27 protein-coding genes are annotated in these 23204 nt (G+C 50.3%); 15 read left to right on the top strand and 12 right to left on the bottom strand.

Annotated elements, in window-relative coordinates:
* Positions 1-28 precede the first annotated feature (28 nt).
* The gene (gene yjfN / locus HV346_RS02060; protein WP_181621966.1) at positions 29-304 is read right to left on the bottom strand and encodes a DUF1471 family protease activator YjfN; all 276 of its coding nucleotides are present in this window, start codon (positions 302-304) and stop codon (positions 29-31) included.
* Positions 305-452: 148 nt separating this feature from the next.
* On the bottom strand, positions 453-782 hold the full coding sequence (gene bsmA, locus HV346_RS02065) for a biofilm peroxide resistance protein BsmA (protein ID WP_181621967.1): 330 nt from the start codon (positions 780-782) through the stop codon (positions 453-455).
* Positions 783-921: 139 nt separating this feature from the next.
* On the opposite strand from bsmA, the gene yjfP reads away from it, so the two are divergent.
* Positions 922-1641 carry an esterase gene (yjfP, locus tag HV346_RS02070; protein WP_181621968.1) on the top strand — a complete coding sequence of 240 codons (720 nt, stop codon included), beginning with the start codon at positions 922-924 and terminating at the stop codon, positions 1639-1641.
* Here yjfP and ulaR read toward each other — a convergent pair.
* Both ulaR and ulaG read right to left on the bottom strand, forming a co-directional pair.
* Positions 1638-2393 carry an HTH-type transcriptional regulator UlaR gene (ulaR, locus tag HV346_RS02075; protein WP_181621969.1) on the bottom strand — a complete coding sequence of 252 codons (756 nt, stop codon included), beginning with the start codon at positions 2391-2393 and terminating at the stop codon, positions 1638-1640. The genes yjfP and ulaR overlap by 4 nt on opposite strands.
* A 111-nt stretch (positions 2394-2504) precedes the next feature.
* A complete protein-coding gene (ulaG, locus tag HV346_RS02080) occupies positions 2505-3569 on the bottom strand; it encodes an L-ascorbate 6-phosphate lactonase (protein ID WP_181621970.1) in 1065 nt (354 codons plus the stop codon).
* A gap of 359 nt (positions 3570-3928) precedes the next feature.
* Between ulaG and ulaA the strand changes: the two genes are divergently transcribed.
* The 6 genes from ulaA to HV346_RS02110 are packed head-to-tail and all read left to right on the top strand — an operon-like array spanning position 3929 to position 8337.
* Positions 3929-5329 (top strand): PTS ascorbate transporter subunit IIC, encoded by a 1401-nt coding sequence (gene ulaA / locus HV346_RS02085; RefSeq protein WP_181621971.1) that lies wholly within the window; start codon positions 3929-3931, stop codon positions 5327-5329.
* Between the two features lie 12 nt (positions 5330-5341).
* Positions 5342-5647 carry a PTS ascorbate transporter subunit IIB gene (gene ulaB / locus HV346_RS02090; protein WP_045439008.1) on the top strand — a complete coding sequence of 102 codons (306 nt, stop codon included), beginning with the start codon at positions 5342-5344 and terminating at the stop codon, positions 5645-5647.
* Positions 5648-5656: 9 nt separating this feature from the next.
* The gene (gene ulaC / locus HV346_RS02095; RefSeq protein ID WP_181621972.1) at positions 5657-6124 is read left to right on the top strand and encodes a PTS ascorbate transporter subunit IIA; all 468 of its coding nucleotides are present in this window, start codon (positions 5657-5659) and stop codon (positions 6122-6124) included.
* Positions 6125-6137: 13 nt separating this feature from the next.
* Complete coding sequence (gene ulaD, locus HV346_RS02100; protein ID WP_181621973.1) at positions 6138-6788, top strand: 3-keto-L-gulonate-6-phosphate decarboxylase UlaD; 651 nt, start codon at positions 6138-6140, stop codon at positions 6786-6788.
* A 9-nt stretch (positions 6789-6797) separates the two neighbouring features.
* Entirely contained in the window at positions 6798-7658 is an 861-nt protein-coding gene (locus HV346_RS02105; RefSeq protein ID WP_181621974.1) for an L-ribulose-5-phosphate 3-epimerase, read from the top strand.
* The gene (locus HV346_RS02110) at positions 7651-8337 is read left to right on the top strand and encodes an L-ribulose-5-phosphate 4-epimerase (RefSeq protein ID WP_181621975.1); all 687 of its coding nucleotides are present in this window, start codon (positions 7651-7653) and stop codon (positions 8335-8337) included. Before HV346_RS02105 ends, HV346_RS02110 begins: the two co-directional genes overlap by 8 nt.
* Before the next feature lie 140 nt (positions 8338-8477).
* On the opposite strand, the gene yjfY is transcribed toward HV346_RS02110, so the two are convergent.
* On the bottom strand, positions 8478-8753 hold the full coding sequence (gene yjfY, locus HV346_RS02115; protein WP_181621976.1) for a DUF1471 family protein YjfY: 276 nt from the start codon (positions 8751-8753) through the stop codon (positions 8478-8480).
* A gap of 343 nt (positions 8754-9096) precedes the next feature.
* Here yjfY and rpsF point away from each other — a divergent pair, with 343 nt between their 5' ends.
* The 5 genes from rpsF to HV346_RS02140 all read left to right on the top strand — a co-directional run bounded on the left by rpsF (position 9097) and on the right by HV346_RS02140 (position 11624).
* Entirely contained in the window at positions 9097-9492 is a 396-nt protein-coding gene (gene rpsF, locus HV346_RS02120; protein WP_119935816.1) for a 30S ribosomal protein S6, read from the top strand.
* Positions 9493-9498: 6 nt separating this feature from the next.
* On the top strand, positions 9499-9813 hold the full coding sequence (gene priB, locus HV346_RS02125; RefSeq protein WP_181621977.1) for a primosomal replication protein N: 315 nt from the start codon (positions 9499-9501) through the stop codon (positions 9811-9813).
* 4 nt (positions 9814-9817) lie between these two features.
* Positions 9818-10045 carry a 30S ribosomal protein S18 gene (gene rpsR / locus HV346_RS02130; RefSeq protein WP_002210155.1) on the top strand — a complete coding sequence of 76 codons (228 nt, stop codon included), beginning with the start codon at positions 9818-9820 and terminating at the stop codon, positions 10043-10045.
* Between the two features lie 39 nt (positions 10046-10084).
* Positions 10085-10534, top strand: a complete 450-nt coding sequence (gene rplI / locus HV346_RS02135) for a 50S ribosomal protein L9 (RefSeq protein ID WP_181621978.1) — start codon at positions 10085-10087, stop codon at positions 10532-10534.
* A gap of 151 nt (positions 10535-10685) precedes the next feature.
* Positions 10686-11624 (top strand): DMT family transporter, encoded by a 939-nt coding sequence (locus tag HV346_RS02140; RefSeq protein ID WP_181621979.1) that lies wholly within the window; start codon positions 10686-10688, stop codon positions 11622-11624.
* Between the two features lie 42 nt (positions 11625-11666).
* Here the strand turns inward: HV346_RS02140 and HV346_RS02145 are convergent, their stop codons facing one another.
* From HV346_RS02145 to HV346_RS02170, 6 genes are all read right to left on the bottom strand, one after another.
* Positions 11667-12944: an MFS transporter gene (locus tag HV346_RS02145; RefSeq protein WP_181621980.1), complete on the bottom strand. Its 1278-nt coding sequence runs from the start codon at positions 12942-12944 to the stop codon at positions 11667-11669.
* 124 nt (positions 12945-13068) lie between these two features.
* Positions 13069-15147, bottom strand: coding sequence for an FAD-binding protein (locus HV346_RS02150; RefSeq protein ID WP_181621981.1), 2079 nt, complete (start codon positions 15145-15147; stop codon positions 13069-13071).
* Positions 15144-16688, bottom strand: coding sequence for a CoA-transferase (locus tag HV346_RS02155; RefSeq protein WP_181621982.1), 1545 nt, complete (start codon positions 16686-16688; stop codon positions 15144-15146). The genes HV346_RS02150 and HV346_RS02155 overlap by 4 nt, the downstream gene beginning before the upstream one ends.
* 12 nt (positions 16689-16700) lie before the next feature.
* The gene (locus HV346_RS02160) at positions 16701-17477 is read right to left on the bottom strand and encodes an enoyl-CoA hydratase/isomerase family protein (protein WP_181621983.1); all 777 of its coding nucleotides are present in this window, start codon (positions 17475-17477) and stop codon (positions 16701-16703) included.
* 9 nt (positions 17478-17486) lie between these two features.
* Entirely contained in the window at positions 17487-18329 is an 843-nt protein-coding gene (locus HV346_RS02165) for a sugar phosphate isomerase/epimerase family protein (protein WP_181623670.1), read from the bottom strand.
* A gap of 9 nt (positions 18330-18338) precedes the next feature.
* The gene (locus HV346_RS02170; RefSeq protein ID WP_181621984.1) at positions 18339-19124 is read right to left on the bottom strand and encodes a 3-ketoacyl-ACP reductase; all 786 of its coding nucleotides are present in this window, start codon (positions 19122-19124) and stop codon (positions 18339-18341) included.
* Between the two features lie 204 nt (positions 19125-19328).
* Here HV346_RS02170 and HV346_RS02175 point away from each other — a divergent pair, with 204 nt between their 5' ends.
* Complete coding sequence (locus HV346_RS02175; protein ID WP_181621985.1) at positions 19329-19958, top strand: TetR/AcrR family transcriptional regulator; 630 nt, start codon at positions 19329-19331, stop codon at positions 19956-19958.
* Between the two features lie 11 nt (positions 19959-19969).
* On the opposite strand, the gene HV346_RS02180 is transcribed toward HV346_RS02175, so the two are convergent.
* A complete protein-coding gene (locus tag HV346_RS02180; RefSeq protein WP_181621986.1) occupies positions 19970-20608 on the bottom strand; it encodes a LysM-like peptidoglycan-binding domain-containing protein in 639 nt (212 codons plus the stop codon).
* A 233-nt stretch (positions 20609-20841) separates the two neighbouring features.
* Between HV346_RS02180 and fklB the strand changes: the two genes are divergently transcribed.
* Both fklB and cycA read left to right on the top strand, forming a co-directional pair.
* Positions 20842-21462, top strand: a complete 621-nt coding sequence (gene fklB / locus HV346_RS02185; RefSeq protein ID WP_181621987.1) for an FKBP-type peptidyl-prolyl cis-trans isomerase — start codon at positions 20842-20844, stop codon at positions 21460-21462.
* A gap of 313 nt (positions 21463-21775) precedes the next feature.
* Positions 21776-23185: a D-serine/D-alanine/glycine transporter gene (gene cycA, locus HV346_RS02190; protein ID WP_181621988.1), complete on the top strand. Its 1410-nt coding sequence runs from the start codon at positions 21776-21778 to the stop codon at positions 23183-23185.
* Positions 23186-23204: the final 19 nt, after the last annotated feature.

A 23204-nucleotide genomic window follows, 5' to 3' on the forward strand; every position in this document is an offset into this window, starting at 1 on the left:
AAAAATAAGTGGCTTTTAGTCTGAGTAATTATGCGTAGAGGATGGCCTGTACTCGCCAGTGATCAACATGGTTATCTTCCTGCATTTGGATGATGCGATACCAGGAAGCGCCCTGTTCATCGGCTTTTAATGCAACGACACGTTCAACATCTTGCGGGCTCCCCGAAATATTCGTCACGGAGATCTGGCCAATTTCATTCAGGCCAGTGACACAATCAGCACTGGCAAATTCAGCTGACTGCGCAGTCGTGCTCACCAGACCAGCTGAGAGCAACAGTGAGGTCAAAGTAAGAGTTCGTTTCATCGTCAGCTCCATTTCACATGTCTCCGGTATCCGCCGGGCAATCCTTCGCGAATAAACTCACTTCCATTGTTGCGGGCATGGAGTTTATTGTGGACAGGAAAATGTCTATGGACGCAAAGCAGTGTAAATATCGTTCAAATGATCACCATTACTTACGGTACAAAATCGCCTGTGAGTACCATTGTCCCGTAATGATGGTTTCATCAATCATGATGATGACGTAATAATCTGCTTTTGCTGCGACAGCTTGTGCTTTGATTGCTTCTTCCGCATCGTCCGGAGAACCGCGAACAAGCGCGGAGACAGTCCCCATTCGCTGTAATCCTTCCGTCTGGTTACGACGAATTTCCTGCGGATGATCTGTGGCCGGGGGAGCGGGTTGTGGAGTTCCCTGTAACGCGCTACAGCCACTGAGCAGTGACACCAGCAATAAAGCAACAAGCCTGCGCATAACCATATCTCGTTTCCTGATAGCCATAGTGTAGTTGTCTGCGAATTTAGTTTTGGGGGAATGTTCCCAAATTGTTATCTGTGACGTAAATTTCGAATGAAAATATCGCGAAAGCGTAATCCAGTTCTCAACATTATGAATCATTCATTAGCAAAGGGGATCGGCCATGATTGAACTTGAAACTCAGCGACTCGGCGACCATGATATTTTACACGCTTTTCCTGCGGGAAAAGGCCAGCAAGCGCTCCCTGTTGTGGTTTTTTATCATGGATTTACCTCATCAAAACTGGTTTATAGCTATTTTGCGGTGGCATTGGCACTTGCCGGATTTCGGGTTGTTATGCCGGATGCACCTGAACATGGCGGGCGATTTAATGGTAACGAACAGGCTCGCTTAAACCGGTTCTGGCAAATTTTGCAGGGGAGCTTAATCGAGTTCTCCGGACTGCGTGATGCGTTGTACCAGGCTGGGCTGGTGGCTGACAATCGCCTGGCTGTGGCTGGCGCATCAATGGGCGGAATGACGGCATTGGGTATTATGTCGCGTCATCCTGAAGTGAAATGTGTGGCAAGCCTGATGGGATCGGGTTATTTCACTTCTCTCTCCCGGACTCTATTTCCACCACAATCGCAGGACGATCTTACCTCACTGGCTGAGTGGGAAGTTACACATGCGTTACCGTCTCTCGCCAATCGACCGCTTTTTTTATGGCATGGTGAAGCAGATGACGTCGTTCCTGCCGCAGAAACCTTCCGTTTACAGCAGGCATTGCAACGTGAAGGTTTGGACGACAATTTAACCTGTCTATGGGAAGCGGGTGTAAGGCATCGCATTACGCCAACTGCACTGGATGCCACTATTGCATTTTTCCGTCAGCATCTTTAAACACGTAAGATCGTGACGCCGTGATCTTCCAGTTTCTTTAGGATCGCGGGGTCAGCATTTTTGCCGGTGATCACCATATCGATCTGCTCTGCGCGGCTGAAAAGCATTCCGGCACGTTCGCCGACTTTGCTGCTGTCGACCAGCACAACAAGTTTACCCACAACATTGAGCATATTCTGTTCAGCCATCGCGGTGAGCATATCGGTTTTATACAACCCTTCAGCGGTGAGGCCCTTGCCGCTGGTAAACATCCAGTGTCCGGCATAAAGGCTGTTTTCGCTGTCCTGAGGACTCAACGTAATTGACTGGCTCTTATTATACTGACCGCCCATGATCACGACACTTTCATGTTCTTGATCGATCAAGAAGTTCGCCAGCGGCAAATAATTGGTAATGATTTGCACTGGTCTCCCGCACATTTCCCGACCGAGAAGAAACGCGGTGGAACCGCAGTTAATGACGACACTCTCACCAGGATTCACCAGTTGCGAGGCTGCTCTGGCGATGCGTACCTTTTCATCATGGTTCTGAGCCTGATGGATATTCATTGGTGTCCAGCGAGGGCGCTGCTGGCTGATGGCTTCTGCGCCGTTACGAACTTTTTTAAGCTTACCGCTCTCATCCAGTTTATTGATGTCACGACGCGCTGTTGCCGGAGAGATCCCTAAGCGTTCGATCACTTGTTCGACGGTGACAAACCCTGTTTGCGCCAGTAGTTCCAGTAAAATTTGATGCCGTTGCGCTTCCGTCATGAGCTATTCCGATAAAAATTGATTTCAAAAGATGATATTTGAAATAGCATGAAATTACTAAGCAAAATATGAGATCGCCAGACACTGAGTCTGGCGATTCCGGGTTCCCTTTTACAGGAATGATTTGAACGGCAGGTCAGGTTCAATTGTGAAGCAATCATCGAAACCACGTGGGTAATGGTATTCGAAATTGTCTTTATCCAGAGGCCAGGTAAATTTCCCGCCAACCTGCCAGATAAAGGGTTTGAAGCCATATTTCAGACGATCTTTTTTCATCTCCCAGAGCACGCGGATTTCTTGCGGGTCGGCCTGGAAGTTTGACCAGATATCATGATGGAACGGGATCACGACTTTTGTATTCAGAGCTTCTGCCATGCGCAGCATATCTGCGCTGGTCATCTTGTCGGTAATACCACGCGGGTTTTCCCCGTAAGAGCCCAAAGCAACGTCGATCTGATGCTCATTACCGTGTTTAGCATAGTAGTTGGAGTAGTGAGAGTCGCCGCTGTGATACAGCGAACCTCCGGGGGTTTTGAACAGGTAGTTCACCGCACGCTCGTCCATGCCATCGGGTAACACACCTGCCGCTTTTTGATCTGCGGGGAGTGTAATTAATGCGGTACGGTCAAAAGCATCGAGAGCATGAATTTCGGTATCCTTAATTCTTACCACATCACCGGGTTTCATCACTATGCAGCGTTCTTTCGGCACGCCCCAACCGATCCACAAGTCAACACACGTTTGCGGCCCAATAAAGGGAATATCGTCGGCACAGTTCTGCATGACTGCCGCCGCAACGTTCACATCGATATGATCATTGTGATCATGAGTTGAAAGCACGGCATCAATCTGGCGAATCGCAAAGGGATCAAGGACAAATGGAGTGGTACGTAAGTTCGGCTGAAGTTTTTCAACACCCGCCATGCGCTGCATTTGGTGGCCTTTTTTCATCAATGGGTTGCCGTGACTTTGCTTGCCAGTTCCACACCAGAAATCCACACAGATATTGGCTCCACCCTCAGACTTCAGCCAGATCCCGGTACAGCCGAGCCACCACATGGCGAACGTACCTGGTGCGACCTGCTCCTGTTCAATTTCTTCGTTTAGCCAGCTGCCCCATTCAGGAAAGGTGCTCAGAATCCAGGATTCACGGGTGATTGTGTTCACTTTACTCATCGTTCGACTCCCTGTTTAAATCAAATGTAGTCATTTGGTGATTTGTTATGATTTATGTTGTCACCATTAAATCAGCAATGCAATGGCAATTTTCTGTTTTTAGTTGTGATTGAAGCTCCGTTCTTAATGCAATATAGCTGTTAAGTGAATAGTGCATTTTTATTAAGTGTATGATTTTTATTGTTTTTAATGATATTTAAAAAACGTAATAATAATCAATATTAAGTGGGGGGAAATAATTTGCGTGATACGTCACAAATAATCAAATGCAATCTTGTGGTGATTATTTGTGATTACTAGAGTGATGGCACAAACCGCACGGGGGTTTCACCTCGTGTTTCCACTTTCTGGAGAGTGCTATGGAAATCCTCTACAGCGTCTTTACCGTCTTTTTTAACCAGGTAATGACCAATGCTCCGCTCTTACTGGGTATCGTGACGTGCCTTGGCTATATCCTGTTGCGCAAAAGCGTGAGCGTCATTATCAAAGGCACGATTAAAACCATTATCGGCTTTATGTTGCTGCAGGCGGGGTCGGGTATTTTGACCGGCACGTTTAAGCCCGTAGTGGCGAAAATGTCCGAAGTGTATGGCATTAATGGCGCGATTTCTGACACTTACGCCTCAATGATGGCGACCATTGAACGCATGGGCGATGCTTACAGTTGGGTCGGTTATGCCGTCTTGTTGGCACTGGCATTGAATATCTGTTACGTCCTGCTGCGACGCATCACGGGTATCCGCACCATCATGCTCACAGGCCATATCATGTTCCAGCAGGCTGGTCTGATTGCGGTTTCTCTCTATATCCTCGGTTATCCGATGTGGACCACGATTATCTGCACAGCAGTGCTGGTCTCCCTGTACTGGGGCATCACTTCCAATATGATGTACAAGCCGACGCAGGAAGTGACTGACGGCTGCGGTTTCTCCATTGGTCACCAACAGCAGTTTGCGTCATGGATTGCCTATAAAGTTGCGCCATATCTGGGGAAAAAAGAGGAGAGCGTTGAGGATCTGAAGCTGCCTGGCTGGCTGAATATCTTCCACGATAATATTGTCTCTACCGCCATTGTGATGACCCTTTTCTTTGGCGCAATCTTGCTCTCCTTCGGCATTGATGTTGTCCAGACTATGGCAGGTAAAACCCACTGGACGGTTTATATCCTGCAAACGGGTTTCTCCTTTGCCGTCGCGATTTTCATCATTACCCAGGGTGTGCGCATGTTCGTTGCAGAGCTTTCCGAAGCCTTCAACGGTATCTCTCAGCGGTTGATTCCTGGCGCTGTCCTGGCGATTGACTGTGCGGCGATTTATAGCTTTGCACCTAATGCCGTCGTCTGGGGCTTCATGTGGGGAACGATCGGTCAGCTGATTGCCGTAGGTATCCTGGTTGGTTGTGGCTCCTCCATTCTGATTATTCCTGGCTTTATCCCGATGTTCTTCTCCAACGCCACCATCGGCGTATTTGCTAACCATTTTGGTGGCTGGCGCGCAGCACTCAAGATTTGCCTGGTGATGGGCATGATTGAGATCTTTGGCTGCGTCTGGGCGGTGAAACTGACGGGCATGAGCGCCTGGATGGGGATGGCAGACTGGTCGATTCTGGCCCCACCGATGATTCAGGGATTTGCCTCCGTTGGGCTGATTTTCATGACCGTCATTATCCTGATCGCCCTGGCTTATATGTTCTTCGCGAGTCGTACACTTCGCGCTGAAGAAGATGCAGAAAAACAAATGGCAGAAATGTCTGCTCACTAAGGAGTTTAGATTATGACCGTACGTATCCTGGCAGTGTGTGGCAATGGGCAAGGGAGTTCCATGATCATGAAGATGAAAGTGGACCAGTTTTTAACCCAGTCAAATATTGACCACACGGTGAATAGCTGCGCGGTGGGCGAATACAAGAGCGAGCTGAGCGGAGCGGACATTATCATTGCGTCTACCCATATCGCTGGTGAGATCACTGTCTCGGGAAATAAATATGTGGTTGGCGTACGCAATATGCTGTCTCCGGCTGATTTTGGTCCAAAACTGCTGGAAGTGATCAAAGAGCATTTCCCTCAGGACGTGAAGTAAGGGAGTCATATGAAATTACGTGATTCACTGGTGGAAAATAACGCCATCCTTTTACACGCTGAGGCCAGCACCTGGCAGGACGCCGTAAAACTGGGTGTTGATCTATTAGTTAAGGCTGACGTTGTTGAGCCGCGCTACTACCAGGCCATTCTTGATGGTGTTGAACAGCATGGGCCCTACTTTGTGATTGCCCCTGGGTTGGCAATGCCACATGGACGCCCGGAAGAGGGCGTCAAGAAAACCGGTTTTGCGCTGGTAACGTTGAAAACGCCTCTGGTCTTCAACCATGAGGATAATGACCCGGTTGATATTCTGATTACGATGGCGGCCGTTGATGCCAATACCCACCAGGAAGTGGGCATCATGCAGATCGTTAATTTGTTTGATGACGAAGCGAATTTTGACCGTTTACGCGCCTGCCGTACCGAGCAGGAAGTGCTGGATTTAATTGATCACGCCACTGCGGCGGCTGTTTAAAAGGAACTCAAAAATGTCATTACCAATGTTGCAGGTCGCTTTGGACAATCAAACCCTGTCCCATGCTTACGAAACGACACGTCTGATTGCTGAAGAAGTGGATATCATCGAAGTGGGTACAATCCTTTGCGTGGGGGAGGGGGTTCGTGCTGTGCGTGACCTGAAAGCGCTCTATCCGCATAAAATTGTCCTCGCAGATGCCAAGATTGCCGATGCAGGTAAAATTCTCTCCCGTATGTGCTTCGAAGCGAATGCCGACTGGGTCACGGTGATCTGCTGTGCAGATATCAACACGGCCAAAGGTGCGCTGGATGTGGCCAGAGAGTTTAACGGTGATGTACAGATTGAACTGACGGGCTTCTGGACATGGGAGCAGGCGCAAGAGTGGCGCGATGCAGGCATACAGCAGGTGGTGTATCACCGCAGTCGTGATGCTCAGGCTGCGGGTGTGGCATGGGGGGAGGCGGATATCAGTGCCATAAAACGTCTGGCTGATATGGGCTTTAAAGTGACGGTGACCGGTGGCCTGGCCCTGGAAGATCTGCCGCTGTTCCAGGGCATTCCCATTCACGTCTTTATTGCGGGTCGTAGCATCCGTGATGCCGCGTCTCCAGTTGAGGCTGCACGCCAGTTCAAACGCTCCATAGCTCAATTATGGGGATAAGGAGCGGATATGCTGTCTAAACAGGTTCCGCTTGGCATTTATGAAAAGGCACTCCCTGCGGGGGAGTGCTGGCTGGAGCGGTTGCAACTGGCAAAAACACTGGGATTCGATTTTGTCGAAATGTCAGTGGATGAGACCGACGAGCGCCTTTCTCGCCTGGACTGGAGCCGTGAACAGCGCCTGGCGCTGGTGAGCGCGGTCGCTGAAACGGGCGTGCGTGTGCCTTCTATGTGTCTGAGCGCGCACCGTCGTTTCCCGCTAGGCAGCGAAGATGACGCCGTGCGTGTGCAGGGGCTGGAGATCATGCGTAAAGCCATTCGGTTTGCACAGGATGTGGGTATTCGCGTGATCCAGCTTGCGGGTTATGACGTTTACTATCAGGAAGCCAATGATGAAACGCGGCGTCGTTTTCGTGACGGCCTGAAAGAAAGCGTCGAAATGGCCAGCCGTGCTCAAGTAACGCTGGCGATGGAAATCATGGATTATCCACTGATGAACTCCATCAGCAAGGCACTGGGTTATGCCCATTATCTGAATAATCCATGGTTCCAGCTCTACCCGGATATAGGCAACTTGTCAGCGTGGGATAATGACGTACAGATGGAATTGCAGGCGGGAATAGGGCATATCGTTGCGGTTCATGTAAAAGACACTAAACCGGGCGTCTTCAAGAACGTACCGTTCGGCGAAGGCGTTGTTGATTTCGAGCGTTGTTTTGAGACACTCAAACAGACGGGTTATTGCGGACCATATCTTATCGAGATGTGGAGCGAAACGTCGGACGATCCGGCTAAAGAAGTGGCACAAGCACGCGACTGGGTACGCGAGCGCATGGCGCGGGTAGGGTTAGTGGAGGCCGAACATGCTTAAGCTTAAGAAGCAGGTTTTTGAAGCTAATATGGATCTACCGCGTTACGGCCTGGTGACCTTCACCTGGGGCAACGTGAGTGCTATTGACCGTGAGCAGGGGCTGGTGGTGATTAAGCCGAGTGGTGTGGTTTATGACACGATGACAGCCGACGACATGGTGGTGGTTGATCTCGACGGAAATGTGGTCGACGGAAAATGGCGGCCATCATCGGATACGGCAACCCATCTGGCGCTCTATCGCCGTTATCCCTCACTCGGTGGCGTTGTCCATACGCACTCAACACATGCCACTGCGTGGGCACAGGCGGGGCTACCGATCCCAGCATTGGGGACAACACATGCAGATTACTTTTTCGGTGATATCCCTTGCACGCGAGCCTTAACTCAGGCAGAGGTGCAGGATGGGTACGAGCTCAATACCGGCAAGGTGATTATCGAAACACTGGGCGATTGTGAGCCGCTGCATACGCCAGGGATAGTGGTCTGGCAACATGGTCCTTTCACCTGGGGAAACGATGCGCATGACGCTGTGCATAATGCGGTAGTGATGGAAGAAGTGGCGAGAATGGCATGGATAGCCCGCAGCATTAACCCTCATCTTCAGGGGATTGATGACTACCTGATGAATAAGCATTTCCAGCGTAAGCATGGCCCTGATGCGTATTACGGGCAGAAGTAAATAAGTGCTCTGGAATACCGAAACAGTTGTAACCGGTGGTATTTCAGAGCCATTTACTAAAAAAAAGCCCCCGGACAGGGGGCAAGTCAAACTATGGCTATCTTTTATTTGTTGGCTTTCCTGGTGCTAGCGTTAAAGCGTTATCTGTAAATATCTGCACTTGCATGCATATTTCCGTTGCTACCAGGCTCACGCATCAACATCACGTGATAGTAATTTGCGCCCTGGGCATCGGCTTCTTCATTAATTGCCTGATCTGCTTCACTTTCTGTGGCGAAATTGTGATTGATGTAGATTACGCCTAAGCTTTGCACATCATCCATGTTTCTGGCCTGTCGGCCGTCGATCTTAATGGCTGCCATCGCGTTTGCACTAAGCAAAAGCACAGCCAAAATGGCGATTGCGATTTTTTTCATGATATGTGCTCCACGACTGTGTGCTGTATGACGGTTGATATCTCTCCTTCTGCCTTCGGATGACCTCTGATTAAAGTGTAATGGCTTATCTCATGGACAATGGTGACCATTTCTGATGCTGTTGTTCAAAAAAACAACGCTTACTGATGTGATTAATTTTAAATCATCCACTTAGTTGAGTTTTGCGCTTTGTGCGAATTATTTGTGCAATCAGCTTGAGTTTCCGTGGCGGCGCAATTAGAATGACGCGTCAATTTTTCGGCCGACCTTTAACACGTTCCTTGCCTCCACGGGCCTCGGCTGACCCAGACAGGAGGCTGAATAATCCGTAAGGAGCAATTCGATGCGTCATTACGAAATCGTTTTTATGGTCCATCCTGACCAGAGCGAACAGGTTCCGGGTATGATCGAGCGCTACACTGGTGCAATCACTGCAGCAGAAGGCACGATCCACCGTCTGGAAGACTGGGGCCGTCGTCAGCTGGCTTATCCGATCAACAAACTGCACAAAGCTCACTACGTTCTGCTGAACGTTGAAGCTCCGCAGGAAGCGATTGATGAGCTGGAAACTAACTTCCGCTTCAACGATGCCGTTATCCGCAGCATGGTTATGCGTACTAAACACGCAGTTACCGAAGCATCTCCGATGGTTAAAGCGAAAGACGAGCGCCGTGAGCGTCGCGATGATTTCGCAAACGAAACCGCAGATGATTCTGATGCTGGGGATTCTGAAGAGTAATTTCTGATGACCAACCGTCTGGTGTTGTCAGGCACTGTGTGCAGGACCCCCGTTCGAAAGGTCAGCCCATCAGGAATTCCTCATTGCCAGTTCGTGCTTGAGCATCGTTCTGTGCAAGAGGAAGCCGGGTTTCACCGGCAGGCGTGGTGTCAAATGCCCGTAATTATTAGCGGACACGAAAACCAGGCCATTACTCACAGTATAACGGTCGGTAGCGCAGTAACTGTTCAGGGGTTCATTTCTTGCCACAAGGCAAAGAACGGTCTGAGCAAAATGGTTCTGCATGCCGAGCAGATTGATTTGATAGATTCTGGAGACTAGCCATATGGCACGTTATTTCCGTCGTCGCAAGTTCTGCCGTTTCACCGCGGAAGGCGTTGTTGAGATTGATTACAAAGACATCGCAACGTTGAAAAACTACATTACCGAAAGCGGTAAAATTGTCCCGAGCCGTATTACCGGTACTCGTGCAAAATACCAGCGTCAGCTGGCTCGCTGCATCAAGCGCGCTCGCTACCTGTCCCTGCTGCCGTATACCGATCGTCATCAGTAATCGGCCGCTGTCTATTAACGACTTTAAGAGGATAAGGTAATGCAAGTTATTCTGCTTGATAAAGTAGCAAACCTGGGTAGCCTGGGTGATCAGGTAAACGTTAAAGCGGGCTACGCTCGTAACTTCCTGGTACCACAGGGTAAAGCTGTTCCTGCTACCAAGAAAAACGTAGAGTTTTTCGAAGCACGTCGTGCTGAACTGGAAGCCAAACTGGCTGACGTTCTGGCGGCTGCTAACGCTCGCGCTGAAGCAATCAGTGCACTGGGCTCTGTTACCATCGCGTCTAAATCTGGCGACGAAGGTAAACTGTTCGGTTCCATTGGTACTCGCGATATCGCTGACGCTGTAACTGCAGCTGGCGTTAACGTGGCTAAGAGCGAAGTTCGTCTGCCGAACGGCGTTCTGCGTACCACTGGTGAGCACGAAGTGGACTTCCAGGTTCACAGCGAAGTATTCGCGAAACTGGTTGTTAACGTTGTAGCTGAGTAATTTTCACTCTGCTCACGTCGAAGCGCCGGCCTTGTGTCGGCGTTTTGCTTTTCAGCGCTCCCAGAAACCTTCTTTTCTTCTTGTATGGTAGCTATTCCTGGCGCATTCTTTGATAATAAATTGAAACGCAATTTTATCTTTGAGATTTGCCATGGATACCGCTCTACCCACGCCTGTCTTTGCCCGTAAAAATGTGGCTTATGCCTGCGCTACGCTCTGTTGTCTGCTTTGGGGAAGCTCTTACCCGGCGATAAAAAGTGGCTATGAACTCTTTCATATCGCGACGGATGACATTCCATCAAAAGTGGTTTTTGCCGGATACCGCTTTCTTTTCGCAGGGGGATTATTGTTGCTCTTTGCACTCGTACAGCGCAAACCCATCGCCAGACTAACGGTCTCACAGTTCGGTCAACTCACGATCCTCGGCGTGACACAAACAACAATCCAGTACACCTTCTTTTATATCGGGCTGGCTTATACAACGGGCGTCAATGGCTCGATTATGAATGCCACAGGAACATTCTTCAGCGTGCTGCTGGCGCACTTTATCTACCACAATGACAAGCTCAGCTATAACAAAGCGCTGGGTTGTATCCTGGGATTTGTGGGGGTCATGCTGGTGAACTTCCACAGTGGGTTGAGTGAGTTCAGGTTTGTCTGGAAGGGGGATGGATTTGTGGTTCTTGCGGCGTTTATTCTTTCTGCCGCAACGCTCTACGGGAAACGCATCTCCCAGACGGTCGATCCTACAGTCATGACTGGCTGGCAACTGGCCATTGGTGGTGCTGTTCTGGTGGCGGGGGGCTATATGACGGGGGGAACGCTGGAGGTACACAGCTACAACGCTGTGGCAATCCTTGGCTATTTGACGCTTCTTTCATCTGTCGCCTTCGCTTTGTGGAGCGTGCTACTGAAAGTGAACCGCGTCAGTATGATTGCTCCGTTTAACTTTGTCGTACCTGTTGCGGGTACTGTCCTTTCCGCTATTTTCCTTGGCGAGAATATTCTGGATATCAAATATGCCGTGGCGCTGGTGCTGGTCTGCTCGGGGATTTGGTGGGTGAACAAGAGTGTGAAAAATAATCAATAGCAGACACTATAAACTGAATTACAGTGTCTGCATGGAGATCCTTTAACAGGCTGCTAGCTTGCCTTCACTTGCGACATCGTTTTCCCGGATTAGAATCCATAATGCCAGTGCGCCAAGAATGTCAAAGAAAGCGAGTGCAATGAAGAACGGTGCAAACCCAATAATGCTGACAAATGCGCCAATGAATAAGTTAAAGATTAGCTGCCCTGTCCATGCGCAGGCTCCCGCCATGCCAACGGCGGTAGCCACTTCATCCTTCTTAAAGAGATCACCACCCAGTGTGGCCGCCACAGTGGAAAGCATCTGATGAGAGAATGCGCCGATGCTGATCAGTAACACCGCGATATAGGGATTTTCGACGATACTGACCAGACCGATGGTCATCATAATGACAGCCGCAATGCTGAAGGTAATGCGTCTGGAGTTAATCAGGTTTATACCGCGGTCATGGAAAAACTTCGCAACAAAGCCGCTGGCAAGACAGCCAAGATCGCCGAGTAAGAAAGGCAGCCAGACGAACATGGCAATCTCTTTTAAGCTAAAATGAAGTGTTTCAACGAAAAATATAGGAACCCAGAAGTTGATTGTCCCCCATGCTGGATCAGCCAGAAAACGGGCAATACCAATACCCCAGAAATTACGTTGTTTGAGAATATTTTTGACAGATGTTTTTTCTTTTTTATCCGTTTTTAAATATTGCTCCTGCCCCGATTCAATATATTCACGCTCTTCCTTAGATAATCGTGACGCATCTTTGGGGTCTTTATATAAAAAGAACCATAACAATGCCGCTATTAGCGCCAGACTACCTGAGACCAGAAACGCAAATTGCCAGCTATGAAACATAATACACCAGGCAATCAATGGCGGTGCTAACATCGCACCCAGCGACGTCCCCATATTAAATACACCAGTGGCAATTCCGCGCTCTTTAGCTGGAAACCAGATTGATGCCGTCTTAACACCCGCAGGAATGGCGGAGGCTTCACTGAAACCCATGAGTGCACGCATAAATGCCAGTCCCTGCCAACTGCCTGTAAGCGCATGCCCCATCGTCGCGAGCCCCCAGATTGCGGCACAAATGGCAAAGCTGAGTTTTAAACCGACGGTATCAATAAAGAAGCCCATCACGGGTTGACCTAACGTATAAGCGAACTGGAACGCACTGACAATCCAGGAATAGTGTTCCTTCGTTATGCCGGTGGTTTCCATAATTGTAGGTGCAGCAATCCCTAAAGCAGTTCTATCCAGATAGTTAATAACAGTAATAAAACATACGAGTGCAATCATATGCCATCGGTAGTTTTTTATTTTTTTCATAATTAAACCCTTTAATTTATGACGGTGGTAATTTATTAAACGTGTGATTTAATATTATTGCGGTAACGGAAATGGGTACTCCTTGCCACCGAATGTTACCGACTTAATTGTTGAGGTAAGTTATTTAATTTTTGATGCGGTATATCTCCCCCGATAAAAAGTCCGGCCAGTTTTTTTCAAAATAATTACCATGTATATCCGGGAAATTACGCAGTGGTTTTCTGCGAACAATGAATTCAGCATCCTGGAACGTCACCGTTAGCTTATGCTGCTTATCGCTGACCTTCTCCGGGCGAAAACGCCACGATGCTTTTGGCCCTAATCGGGTTAGAGGCAGACATGTTCCCTGATTATCAAGGACAATGCGCGCACCACGACTCCCGCCACCGCCGGCAAGATAGTGGTCCAGTGTGGTTAATATCGCTGCGGATGCTAGCGCCATTTGTCGCCACATAAACAACCCAGCAATTTCGGCGGCATGATTAATGGTTAGCCCATTCTGGTAGACAAACTCTGCGGTGATCCTGGCGCTTGCTGCCGCCTGGTGTGTGCTTGCGGGATGACAGATAAAACCCGCGTGATCGGACATTCGTGCCTGAAGCTGTGAGCGTAAGATCGGAATACTCATGCCAGTATCATTTGCCAGTGCATGAGTGATGATCCCTGTGACATCACGGAGAGAGTCCGACGCTACCTCTGCTGTCACCTGGCCCATGAGAGTGCTGCCGCTTTCGCCAATATAGCGAGCCAGGCGAACCGCAAACACCTGTCCGGCATTCAGTGCAGCACCGCCAGGGCGTGTCACACCATGCGTACCTGCAACTTCACCCACGGCAAAGCAGCCTTTCAGGGAAGTTTGTCCCCAGATATCTACTTCAATGCCGCCGTTCATGTGCTGGTTGTTCATGGTAAATTGCAGCGGTTTTTTGGTCAGATCGTGCCCATGCATTTTGTAGAGAGAAATGGAAAGCGGATTCATCTGTTTAAGCCTCTGAATCGGCAAAGAATTCAATGCCTGATTGTTTTCCAGATAGGCTCGAACGTCCTCATCAACCCGCGCCAGTGAAAAAGGGAGATCGCCAGGTACAGCTTCGGGATTACGGTTAAAGTCCATAAACACTTTTCGGCCTAACGACTGCTCGTGTGCAATGGCCATGTCCAGCAAGCTTGAACCAAAGTCCATAATCCGTGATGCGTGGAAAGGCCACTGATACCCTTTACGGAAGATATTCGATGCCAGCTCCTGAGTGGTGCGGTAGTAATCGGCCAGAAAGTTGTATTCTGAACCGTTATTGTCGGTGGAGTAGATGTAAGGGATGACCTGCACATAAGTGCCGGAAAGATTCCATGGGAAAGTACTGCGCGGAGTACCAATACCGAACTGGCTCTCGGTAATGTTGGCGAGCGTCAGCCCCTCTTCCAGTGCCAGCCCCAATGAACCGAAACACTTATTCGGATAGACGCTGTCACGGTAGAGTTCGCCAGGACCGCCAGTCGCTAGCACCACATTAGGTGTCATGACGATAGCCAATCCCCACGCATTATGGGCGCGCGAGTTGGTCACCAGAACTGCGCCGATGACTCGTTCTGTTCCCTCGTCATCGCTGTGGCGGAGCAGTTTGATAACGGTAGCGCTGGTTAACAATGGGATATGAAGGCGTTTTACCTCCTCCAGCAGGACTTTCACCATCAGTCTTGAGGTGCGTGGCCCACAGGATGTCGCCCGCCCGGCTTCATCGTGGTCGGTCTGATAACGAAGAATTGCACCAAAGCGATCTTCCGGAAGTTCCAGACCAAGATATTGTAACCCCCCCAGTGTGTGCAGTGAGCCAACCGCTTCCACATACGCTGTGTCGAGATCCATCGCTCCACCGCTGGCAAGCGCATCCGCAAGCCTCATAAAGCTATCGCCATTACCTGCGGTTGCCGCGGTAAAGAGGGTTTGTTTATCTGAACCGGAGCATGCGGATGTCCCCATATACAAACCTGCTGTTGCCAGCAGCACTTTCTGTTTACGCCGTTTTAGCTCAATGGCGGCGCGTAAACCTGCAGCACCGCTGCCAACTACCAGAGCATCAGCATGCCATACTGGCCAGGTGAGCCCTTCAAGTGTCAGCGTTGACTCAGGTTCAGCATGATCAAACCCTTTTGGAAAGGAGACATGCGTCAGCGCATCAAGGATTGCATCATTCGTGTTGCTCATATGCTCTCCTCCATTGGCGTGAAAAGTGCGGTATCCATGAGCCGGGGTTGGTTAATGAGCGGCTGGAACGCCATGAAGGGTAAAATATCGCGCTCTATCTCAATTCCTGGGGCAATCTCAATTAACTCGACGCCTTGTTCGGCCAGACGGAAAACGGCACGTTCCGTGATATACAGAACTTCTTGCCCTTTTTGCCGGGCGTACTGGCCACTGAAGGTGATTTTCTCCACCTGCGTCACGAGTTTGGGGACCTGACCAGGCTGGAGGATAGCGAGGCCATCGGGCGTGACATTAACCTTACTTCCTTTGGCATCAAATGTGCCGCAGAAGACCACTTTACGGGCATTCTGGGCAATCTCCAGGAAACCGCCTGGGCCAATTAAACTTCCATTAAGGTGTGAGACATTTACATTGCCGTACTGATCCATTTCCCCCATGCCAAGGAACGTTACATCAATCCCACCGCCGCTATAGAACTCGAACTGATCCAGCGAAGAGAGAATGGCATCGGCATTGCGTGCGCAACCAAAGAATGCATCATCCAGCATCATGCCGTTATGAACGCCTTGTTCGACGCTTAACCACAGGCTGTTGTAAGGCACACCTTCGCGTAGGGCTATACCGGGAATGCCGCCAGGAATACCAAAACCAAAGTTGGTGGATGCCCCAGGAATCAACTCACGAGCGGCACGACGAGCGATCAACCGTCGTACAGGATGTTCAGGAAGAGCGATGGCGTCCGTTGAGCAGCGACGGCGATGCTGTCCACTGATGGTCAGGTCATAGCCGCCGAGGTAGGTTTGCGACTGTTCGCGATATTCAACAATACCGTCAACCAGAATGCCCGGGAGTTTTACTCGCCGTGGCTCGATGGCGCCTGTTTCGAGTACATCGCGGACCTGTACGAACACTTTTCCACCGCAGTTGTGCGCGGCCAGTGCCATTGAGTAGCTATCCATATCAATGGCTTCTTCTTCCAGGCTGACATTGCCGCGCGCATCGGCGTAGGTTCCACGTATGATGGCGTAGTCGACCTTGAAGGGGAGATAGCGGAGTTTTTTTTCACCGTCAATCTCAATAATCTCGACCAGATTATCCGTTGTTCGGGCGTTCGATTTTCCACCGCCATGACGTGGGTCGACAAAGGAGTCCAGCCCTACATGGGTGAAAAGCCCTGGGCGGCCCGCGCCAATTTCCCGGAGCAATGCCTGAATGACGCCTCCAGGAAAACAGTAGGCCTCGATCTCTTCCTTGCGAACCAGTTCCTGCATTTTGGGAGACCAGGTAAAGTGTCCGGCAATCACTCGCCGGAGCATGCCGGCATGGGCGAAACGGTTACTTCCTTTCCTGTCTCGATCGCCAATACCTAGTGAGTGAACCAGCGTCAGGTCGCGAGGATGACCTGTTTCGAGGAAGCGTGCCTCCAGTGCTTCCAGCAGATGGTCTGCTTCTACCATCCCGCCGCCGTTACCACTGATAGCGATGGTTGCACCGTCGTGGATAGTCGCGACCAGCGCTTGCGCTGTTGCTAATTTCTGCATCGTCATTTCTCTCTAGTGGTTACTGAAGTGAACGTCACCTTTTTCAGCAAAGGCGCGGGTTGCCTGCTGGCAATCCTGAGTGGCGGACATCAATCCGGCTAATAGCTGGTGTTGTAACGCGGCATGTTTGTTCTCTAATGCGAGGATCAACTGCTTGATGTGGGCCAATGCAACGGGACCGCATTTTTCCAGCGTGGCGAGTTGCTCGGTAATCCAGCCCTCAGCAAGGTCATTTTCAACCACGGCATTGATGAGCTGGGCTGTGCAGGCCTGTTCTGCTGTGAGCCTTTTCCCCAGCAGCAGCATTTCGCGGCTTAGCGCAGGGCCGACCTGTGCAAGCAGACGTTCAATACCCATCCAGCCGGGAACCATGCCTAGCATCACCTCTGGTGAGGAAAACTTGGCCGTTGGGCGTGCAATTCGAATATCGCAGCACAGCGCCAGTTCGAGGCCACCGCCAATGGCATGACCATTAATGTTAGCGAGCGTTAACTGAGGTAAATTGCGTAGCCGGTCGAAGACTTCATTCCCACGTTTAATCCACTTTCTCCCCATATCCAGCGGTGAATAAGCAGACCAGGATTTGATATCACCACCTGCACAGAAAAATTTATCGCCTGTGGCGGTCAGTTCGACCAGGCGTAATGATTCATCTTGTTCGATATCGATTAGCAAGCGGTCGAGACACTCGATCATCTCCTCGTTAATGGCATGGCATTTGTCTTCCCGGTTCAGCGTCAGGCGGCAGGAGGCCGCTGCTCTGCTGAGCAGAACAGGTTGCTTTTTCATGGTAATTCCTCAGCAAAAATGAGCGATGCGATCGACGCTAATATCCAGCGTGCGGTTCAGGTCTTGTTGCCACCAGTAAGTAGAGAAGATTTCCAGCTCGACAGCGCCACGATAACCTGCGTTTTCAACCAGGTGGCGAATCGACTGGATTTCAATAACACCGTCGCCCGGCATTCCCCGGTCATTGACCAGATCTGTGGTGGAGATAAGCCAGTCAGAAACGTGAAAGGCGAGAATGCGTCGTCCGGCGCGCTGAATTTGACTGGCAAGATCCGGGTCCCACCAGAGATGGTAAACATCTACAGCGACACCCAGCCCGAATTCACCATCGGGATCCAGTTCGTCACACCAATCGAGTGCCTGGCGGAGTGAACAGAGACATGAGCGATCAGCCGCCGTCATGGGATGCAGTGGCTCCAGCGCAATCGGTACGCCGACCTCACGAGAGTGAGGTAATAGCTGCCGAATCCCCGCTTTCACCTGCTCTCTGGCTTCATGAAGATTCTTGCTCCCTTGCGCAAGGCCGCCGACGACTTGCATATAGCAGGCAGCGTTGAGAATGGCTGCGTCATCCAGTGCCCGACGGTTGTCATCTACAGCCTTATTTCTCTCAGCCTGGGTGGCGGCTGTGTAATAAGTGCTACGGCAATAGCCGGAAACGTGGATATTATTCGCGGCAAGCTGTCGGGCGATGTTGTGATGTTCTCCCGGCTTAATCTCACGCCGCCAGGGGGCGATTGCACCAATACCTCTGGCAGCGCAGGCATCAATAATGGTGGGCAGTGAGGTATTAAACCCGAGTGTCGCGGTATTGATGCTGTAGAGGCCAGGGTTGTACTGAAGATCTCTCATCATCTGTCCTCAGAAGCGTTGCATGCTGAGTCCACCATCAATGGCGACCGCCTGCCCACAGGTATAAATCAGCTTACCTTCTGCCATTGCACGAACGGTGGAGGCGATATCTTCGGGAAAGCCCCAGCGTCCTTGCGGCACAAGCCCGTTGGCGATCAGTTCATCGTAGTAGGCGGTTGCCGGGAGAGTCATGTCGGTTTTGATAAGACCGGGGCGGATTTCATAGACGCCGATTTGATCGCTAATTAATCGAGCGGCAAACAGGCGCGCAGCGGCAGAAACGGCGGTTTTTGCCATGGTGTATTCCCCACGATTCATCGCCAGCATCACTGCATTGATAGAGCTGACAAAAATAATCGACCTGTGCTGTGCGTCGTGAGCCGGTTTTGCCAGCAGGCGTTTACTGAAAGACTGGCTGAGGAAGAAAGGTGCGCGCGTGTTAACGCTGATATTTTCATCGAAGCTGTCGGGCTGCATATCAAGGATGTCTCCGCGTTTTTTCACTGAGATCCCTGCGTTATTCAGCAGGCAGTCCAGGCGTCCCCAGCGATGCTGCGCGGCGTCCAGCATCTCCTCATGGCGTGTCAGATCTGCAATATCTGCCGGGAAACAGAGAACCTCAGCCCCTTCGCATTGACAGGCTTCGCGTGTTTCATTGAGTTTCCCGATGCTTACATCATCAGGCCTGTCATTAATCAACAGATTGAATCCTGCTCGTGCCAGTTCAATGGCACAGCTTTTACCTATGCCGCGTGCCGCGCCAGTGATGATGGCAACGGGTTTGTTGAAAGACATAATTAACCTCATTAGGAAAATGGTTTCTGGTGTAATTATAAGATGCTATTAGATCATAATTAGATCAACCATCTGGTTGGTTGATTTGTGGTTATGATCACCTTATTATTTTTAATGCATTGATTAATAATCATATTTCTTTTCTGTGAAGCGGAATTTAAATAGGGTTATGATGATGAGATTGAATTGAGTGAGGGAGGTGACATGTATTTCGATACCAGCAGCACGCAAAGTCTGAAAGAGAAACTTCTGCTGTGTGCGGTCAATGAATTTGCTGAATACGGTTACGAAGGGGCCAGGGTCGATAATATTGTGAAAGCGGCAGGTTGCAGCAAACAGACCGTTTATCACCATTTTGGTAACAAAGAGAATTTGTTTATCGAAGTGTTGGAGTTTACCTGGAATGATATTCGGCAAAGGGAAAAGGCACTGGACACGACGGGGCTGTCACCCGTGGCTGCAATAGAAAAGCTGATAGATTTTACCTGGGATTACTACATCGAAAATCCCTGGTTTTTGAAAATAGTAAATAGCGAAAATCAAAGCAAAGGTGAGCATTACAAAAAGTCAGCGCGATTGCCGGAAATCAATCACGCCCATCTTCAGCTAATGGCAAATCTGTTGGAAGAAGGGAAGAAAAAAAACCTTTTTAAACGGGATATTGATCCCTTGCAGGTGAATATCAGTATTGCTGCTCTGGGGGCATATTATCTGATCAACCAGCACACCCTCGGGCTTGTCTACCATATGAGTATGACATCAGTAGAAGCACTGGAAGCCAGAAGAAGGGTGATCAAAGATACCATTCTCAGCTGGCTTCTGGAGGCGCAATAACCCGCTGCGCGTTATCTTACGCGAATGAAACTGCCATCATTCTGGCGCGTGAAGAGTACCTGCTGCCCATTGCCAGTATCAATGGTCAGGCCCGTGACGACGCCACTGGCATTCTGTCGAATTTGCACCATCTGACCGTTTTGCAAATTGCTGAGCGGTTTACCTGCGCCTTCTACCTGCGCCATAGCATAGACATCTGTCGGTGGTAGGCTGTGGTCACGGAACAGCTGTGCCAGTGTTTTTCCTGGTTCAACCCGGTATGAGCGCCACTGCTGCTCAATACCTGTCTGATGTTGTGGCGGCGGTGTGGAAACCGTGGTCTGTTCCTGTGGCTGCTCTTCCTGCACAGGTTCTGGTTCAACGGGAGCGACCTGGCCAGGATCGTTAGACGGTGTGACCAGTTGAGTCTGCATTGGCTGGGCGTCAGGCTGTGGTCGCGTTTGCGACTGGAGGTCCAGTTGTGCATTCCGCGTGACTGGCGTGGTATCGCCGTCGTCGCCAGACGGTAGCAGGAAGCCAATAATCAGCAGCAGTGCCCCAATAATAATGCCTCTGCGGTGCAGGGGCGGCAGAGGGTCCATGATGCGAAAATTGTCCGGCGCATGCCAGATTTTCGCCAGGGTAGGTTTCAGTTCAAATCGCCCGGGCATGGCTCTCCTCCTGCTCCGCGTCTTTTTTATCCTGTGTTCCGAAGTATAGTTTGCTAACTGCCTGAACGGCGTAGCAAAGACGACTTCCGTGACATCAGTTCGGGATTAATCCTGGTCCGCTCTATTGTTTCTGTTTCGCCGCAGTTTGTCACCTTTACTTAAGACAAAGTTTTACCCATAAGGGCATGGCTGATATGCTGCCCGCTACTTTAAATGTGATGGAAGGAAAACCCATGACCACCCCGACTTTTGACACTATCGAAGCGCAGGCAAGCTACGGTATCGGCTTGCAGGTAGGACAGCAACTGAGCGAATCCGGCCTGGAAGGACTGTTACCTGAAGCTCTGGTGGCGGGTATCGCTGATGCGCTGGAAGGCAAACACCCGGCCGTTCCGGTTGATGTTGTTCACCGTGCGTTGCGCGAAATCCATGAACGTGCAGACACCGTTCGTCGTGCTCGTTTCGAAGAAATGGCAGCTGAAGGTGTGAAATTCCTGGAAGAAAACCGTGAGCGTGAAGGCGTGAGCAGCACCGAGTCTGGGCTGCAGTTCCGTGTGATCACCCAGGGTGAAGGCGCTATTCCGGCACGTACCGACCACGTACGTGTTCACTACACCGGTAAGCTGATCGACGGTACTGTATTCGACAGTTCTGTTGCGCGCGGCGAACCAGCTGAATTCCCGGTTAACGGCGTCATTGCAGGCTGGATCGAAGCATTGACCCTGATGCCAGTTGGCTCTAAATGGGAACTGACCATCCCGCAGAACCTGGCGTATGGCGAACGTGGCGCTGGCGCGTCCATTCCTCCATTCAGCACTCTGGTCTTTGAAGTCGAATTACTGGAAATCCTGTAATCGGCTTTTCTTATTTCCTCTCTCCGTTAGGGGAGAGGAAAATAGTGATAAAACCTATAGTTACGACAGAATCAACATTTTATCTTGCAAACGAAACTGTTGCGTGTATTTTTGTGAGCTGTTTCGCGTTGTATGAGTGATATGACACTCACTTTAAACATATTATTAACATAATATCCAAATCATAGTATTCATCCCGCCGATTCTTACCTAATATCGATGAGTCCTTTTATAAGGGACCGTCACTTTTTGACGTATTTAAAGGCCAGAAGAGCCTTAACAACACAGACAGGCACAAACAGGAAAATATCACATGGTAGATCAGGTAAAAGTCGTTGCCGCTGAAGAGGCTTCGTCTGAACAGTCGCTACGGCGCAATCTTACAAACCGTCATATTCAGCTTATCGCCATCGGCGGTGCTATTGGCACAGGGCTGTTTATGGGGTCAGGTAAAACGATCAGTCTTGCCGGGCCGTCGATCATATTCGTTTATATGATCATCGGTTTTATGCTCTTTTTCGTGATGCGAGCAATGGGTGAATTGCTGCTCTCGAATCTCGAATACAAATCCTTCAGCGATTTCGCCTCTGATTTGCTCGGGCCCTGGGCAGGCTATTTCACCGGCTGGACATACTGGTTCTGCTGGGTTGTTACCGGTATGGCTGACGTCGTGGCGATTACCGCTTATGCACAGTTCTGGTTCCCCGGTTTGTCAGACTGGGTGGCCTCGCTTGCGGTGATCATCCTGCTACTGAGCCTGAACCTCGCCACCGTAAAAATGTTTGGTGAGATGGAGTTCTGGTTTGCGATGATTAAAATTGTGGCCATCGTTGGACTCATCGTTGTAGGTCTGGTGATGGTTCTCACCCATTTCCAGTCACCAAATGGGGTTGAAGCATCCTTCACGCACCTCTGGAATGAGGGCGGTTGGTTCCCGAAAGGGCTGAGTGGTTTCTTCGCAGGCTTCCAGATTGCGGTATTTGCCTTCGTGGGTATTGAACTGGTCGGGACGACAGCAGCGGAAACCAAAGATCCGGAGAAGTCCCTGCCACGTGCCATCAACTCGATTCCGATTCGTATCATCATGTTCTACGTGTTTGCGCTGATCATCATAATGTCGGTCACACCGTGGAGCTCGGTTGTTCCTACCAAGAGCCCGTTTGTTGAGCTGTTTGTGCTGGTGGGGCTGCCTGCTGCGGCGAGCCTGATTAACTTTGTGGTACTGACCTCGGCGGCCTCTTCCGCGAACAGTGGCGTGTTCTCGACGAGCCGTATGCTGTTCGGTCTGGCGCAGGAAGGTGTTGCGCCGAGCGCGTTTGCGAAGCTTTCTAAGCGTGCTGTACCTGCGAAAGGGCTGACATTCTCCTGTATCTGCCTGCTGGGTGGTGTGGTGATGCTCTACGTTAACCCAAGTGTGATTGGTGCGTTCACCATGATTACAACGGTTTCTGCAATCCTGTTCATGTTCGTCTGGACCATCATCCTGTGCTCGTACCTGGTGTACCGCAAACAGCGTCCGCACCTGCATGAAAAATCCATCTACAAGATGCCGCTCGGCAAACTGATGTGCTGGGTGTGCATGGCATTCTTTGTCTTCGTACTGGTACTGCTGACGCTGGAAGATGACACCCGTCAGGCACTGATCGTGACGCCACTGTGGTTCATCGCACTGGGTCTGGGCTGGTTGTTTATCGGTAAGAAACGTATGGCGGGAATGCGCTAACAAAAAAGGCCACGTATGC

Origin of the sequence: Enterobacter sp. RHBSTW-00994, assembly GCF_013782625.1 — a bacterium.
GTDB lineage: Bacteria > Pseudomonadota > Gammaproteobacteria > Enterobacterales > Enterobacteriaceae > Enterobacter.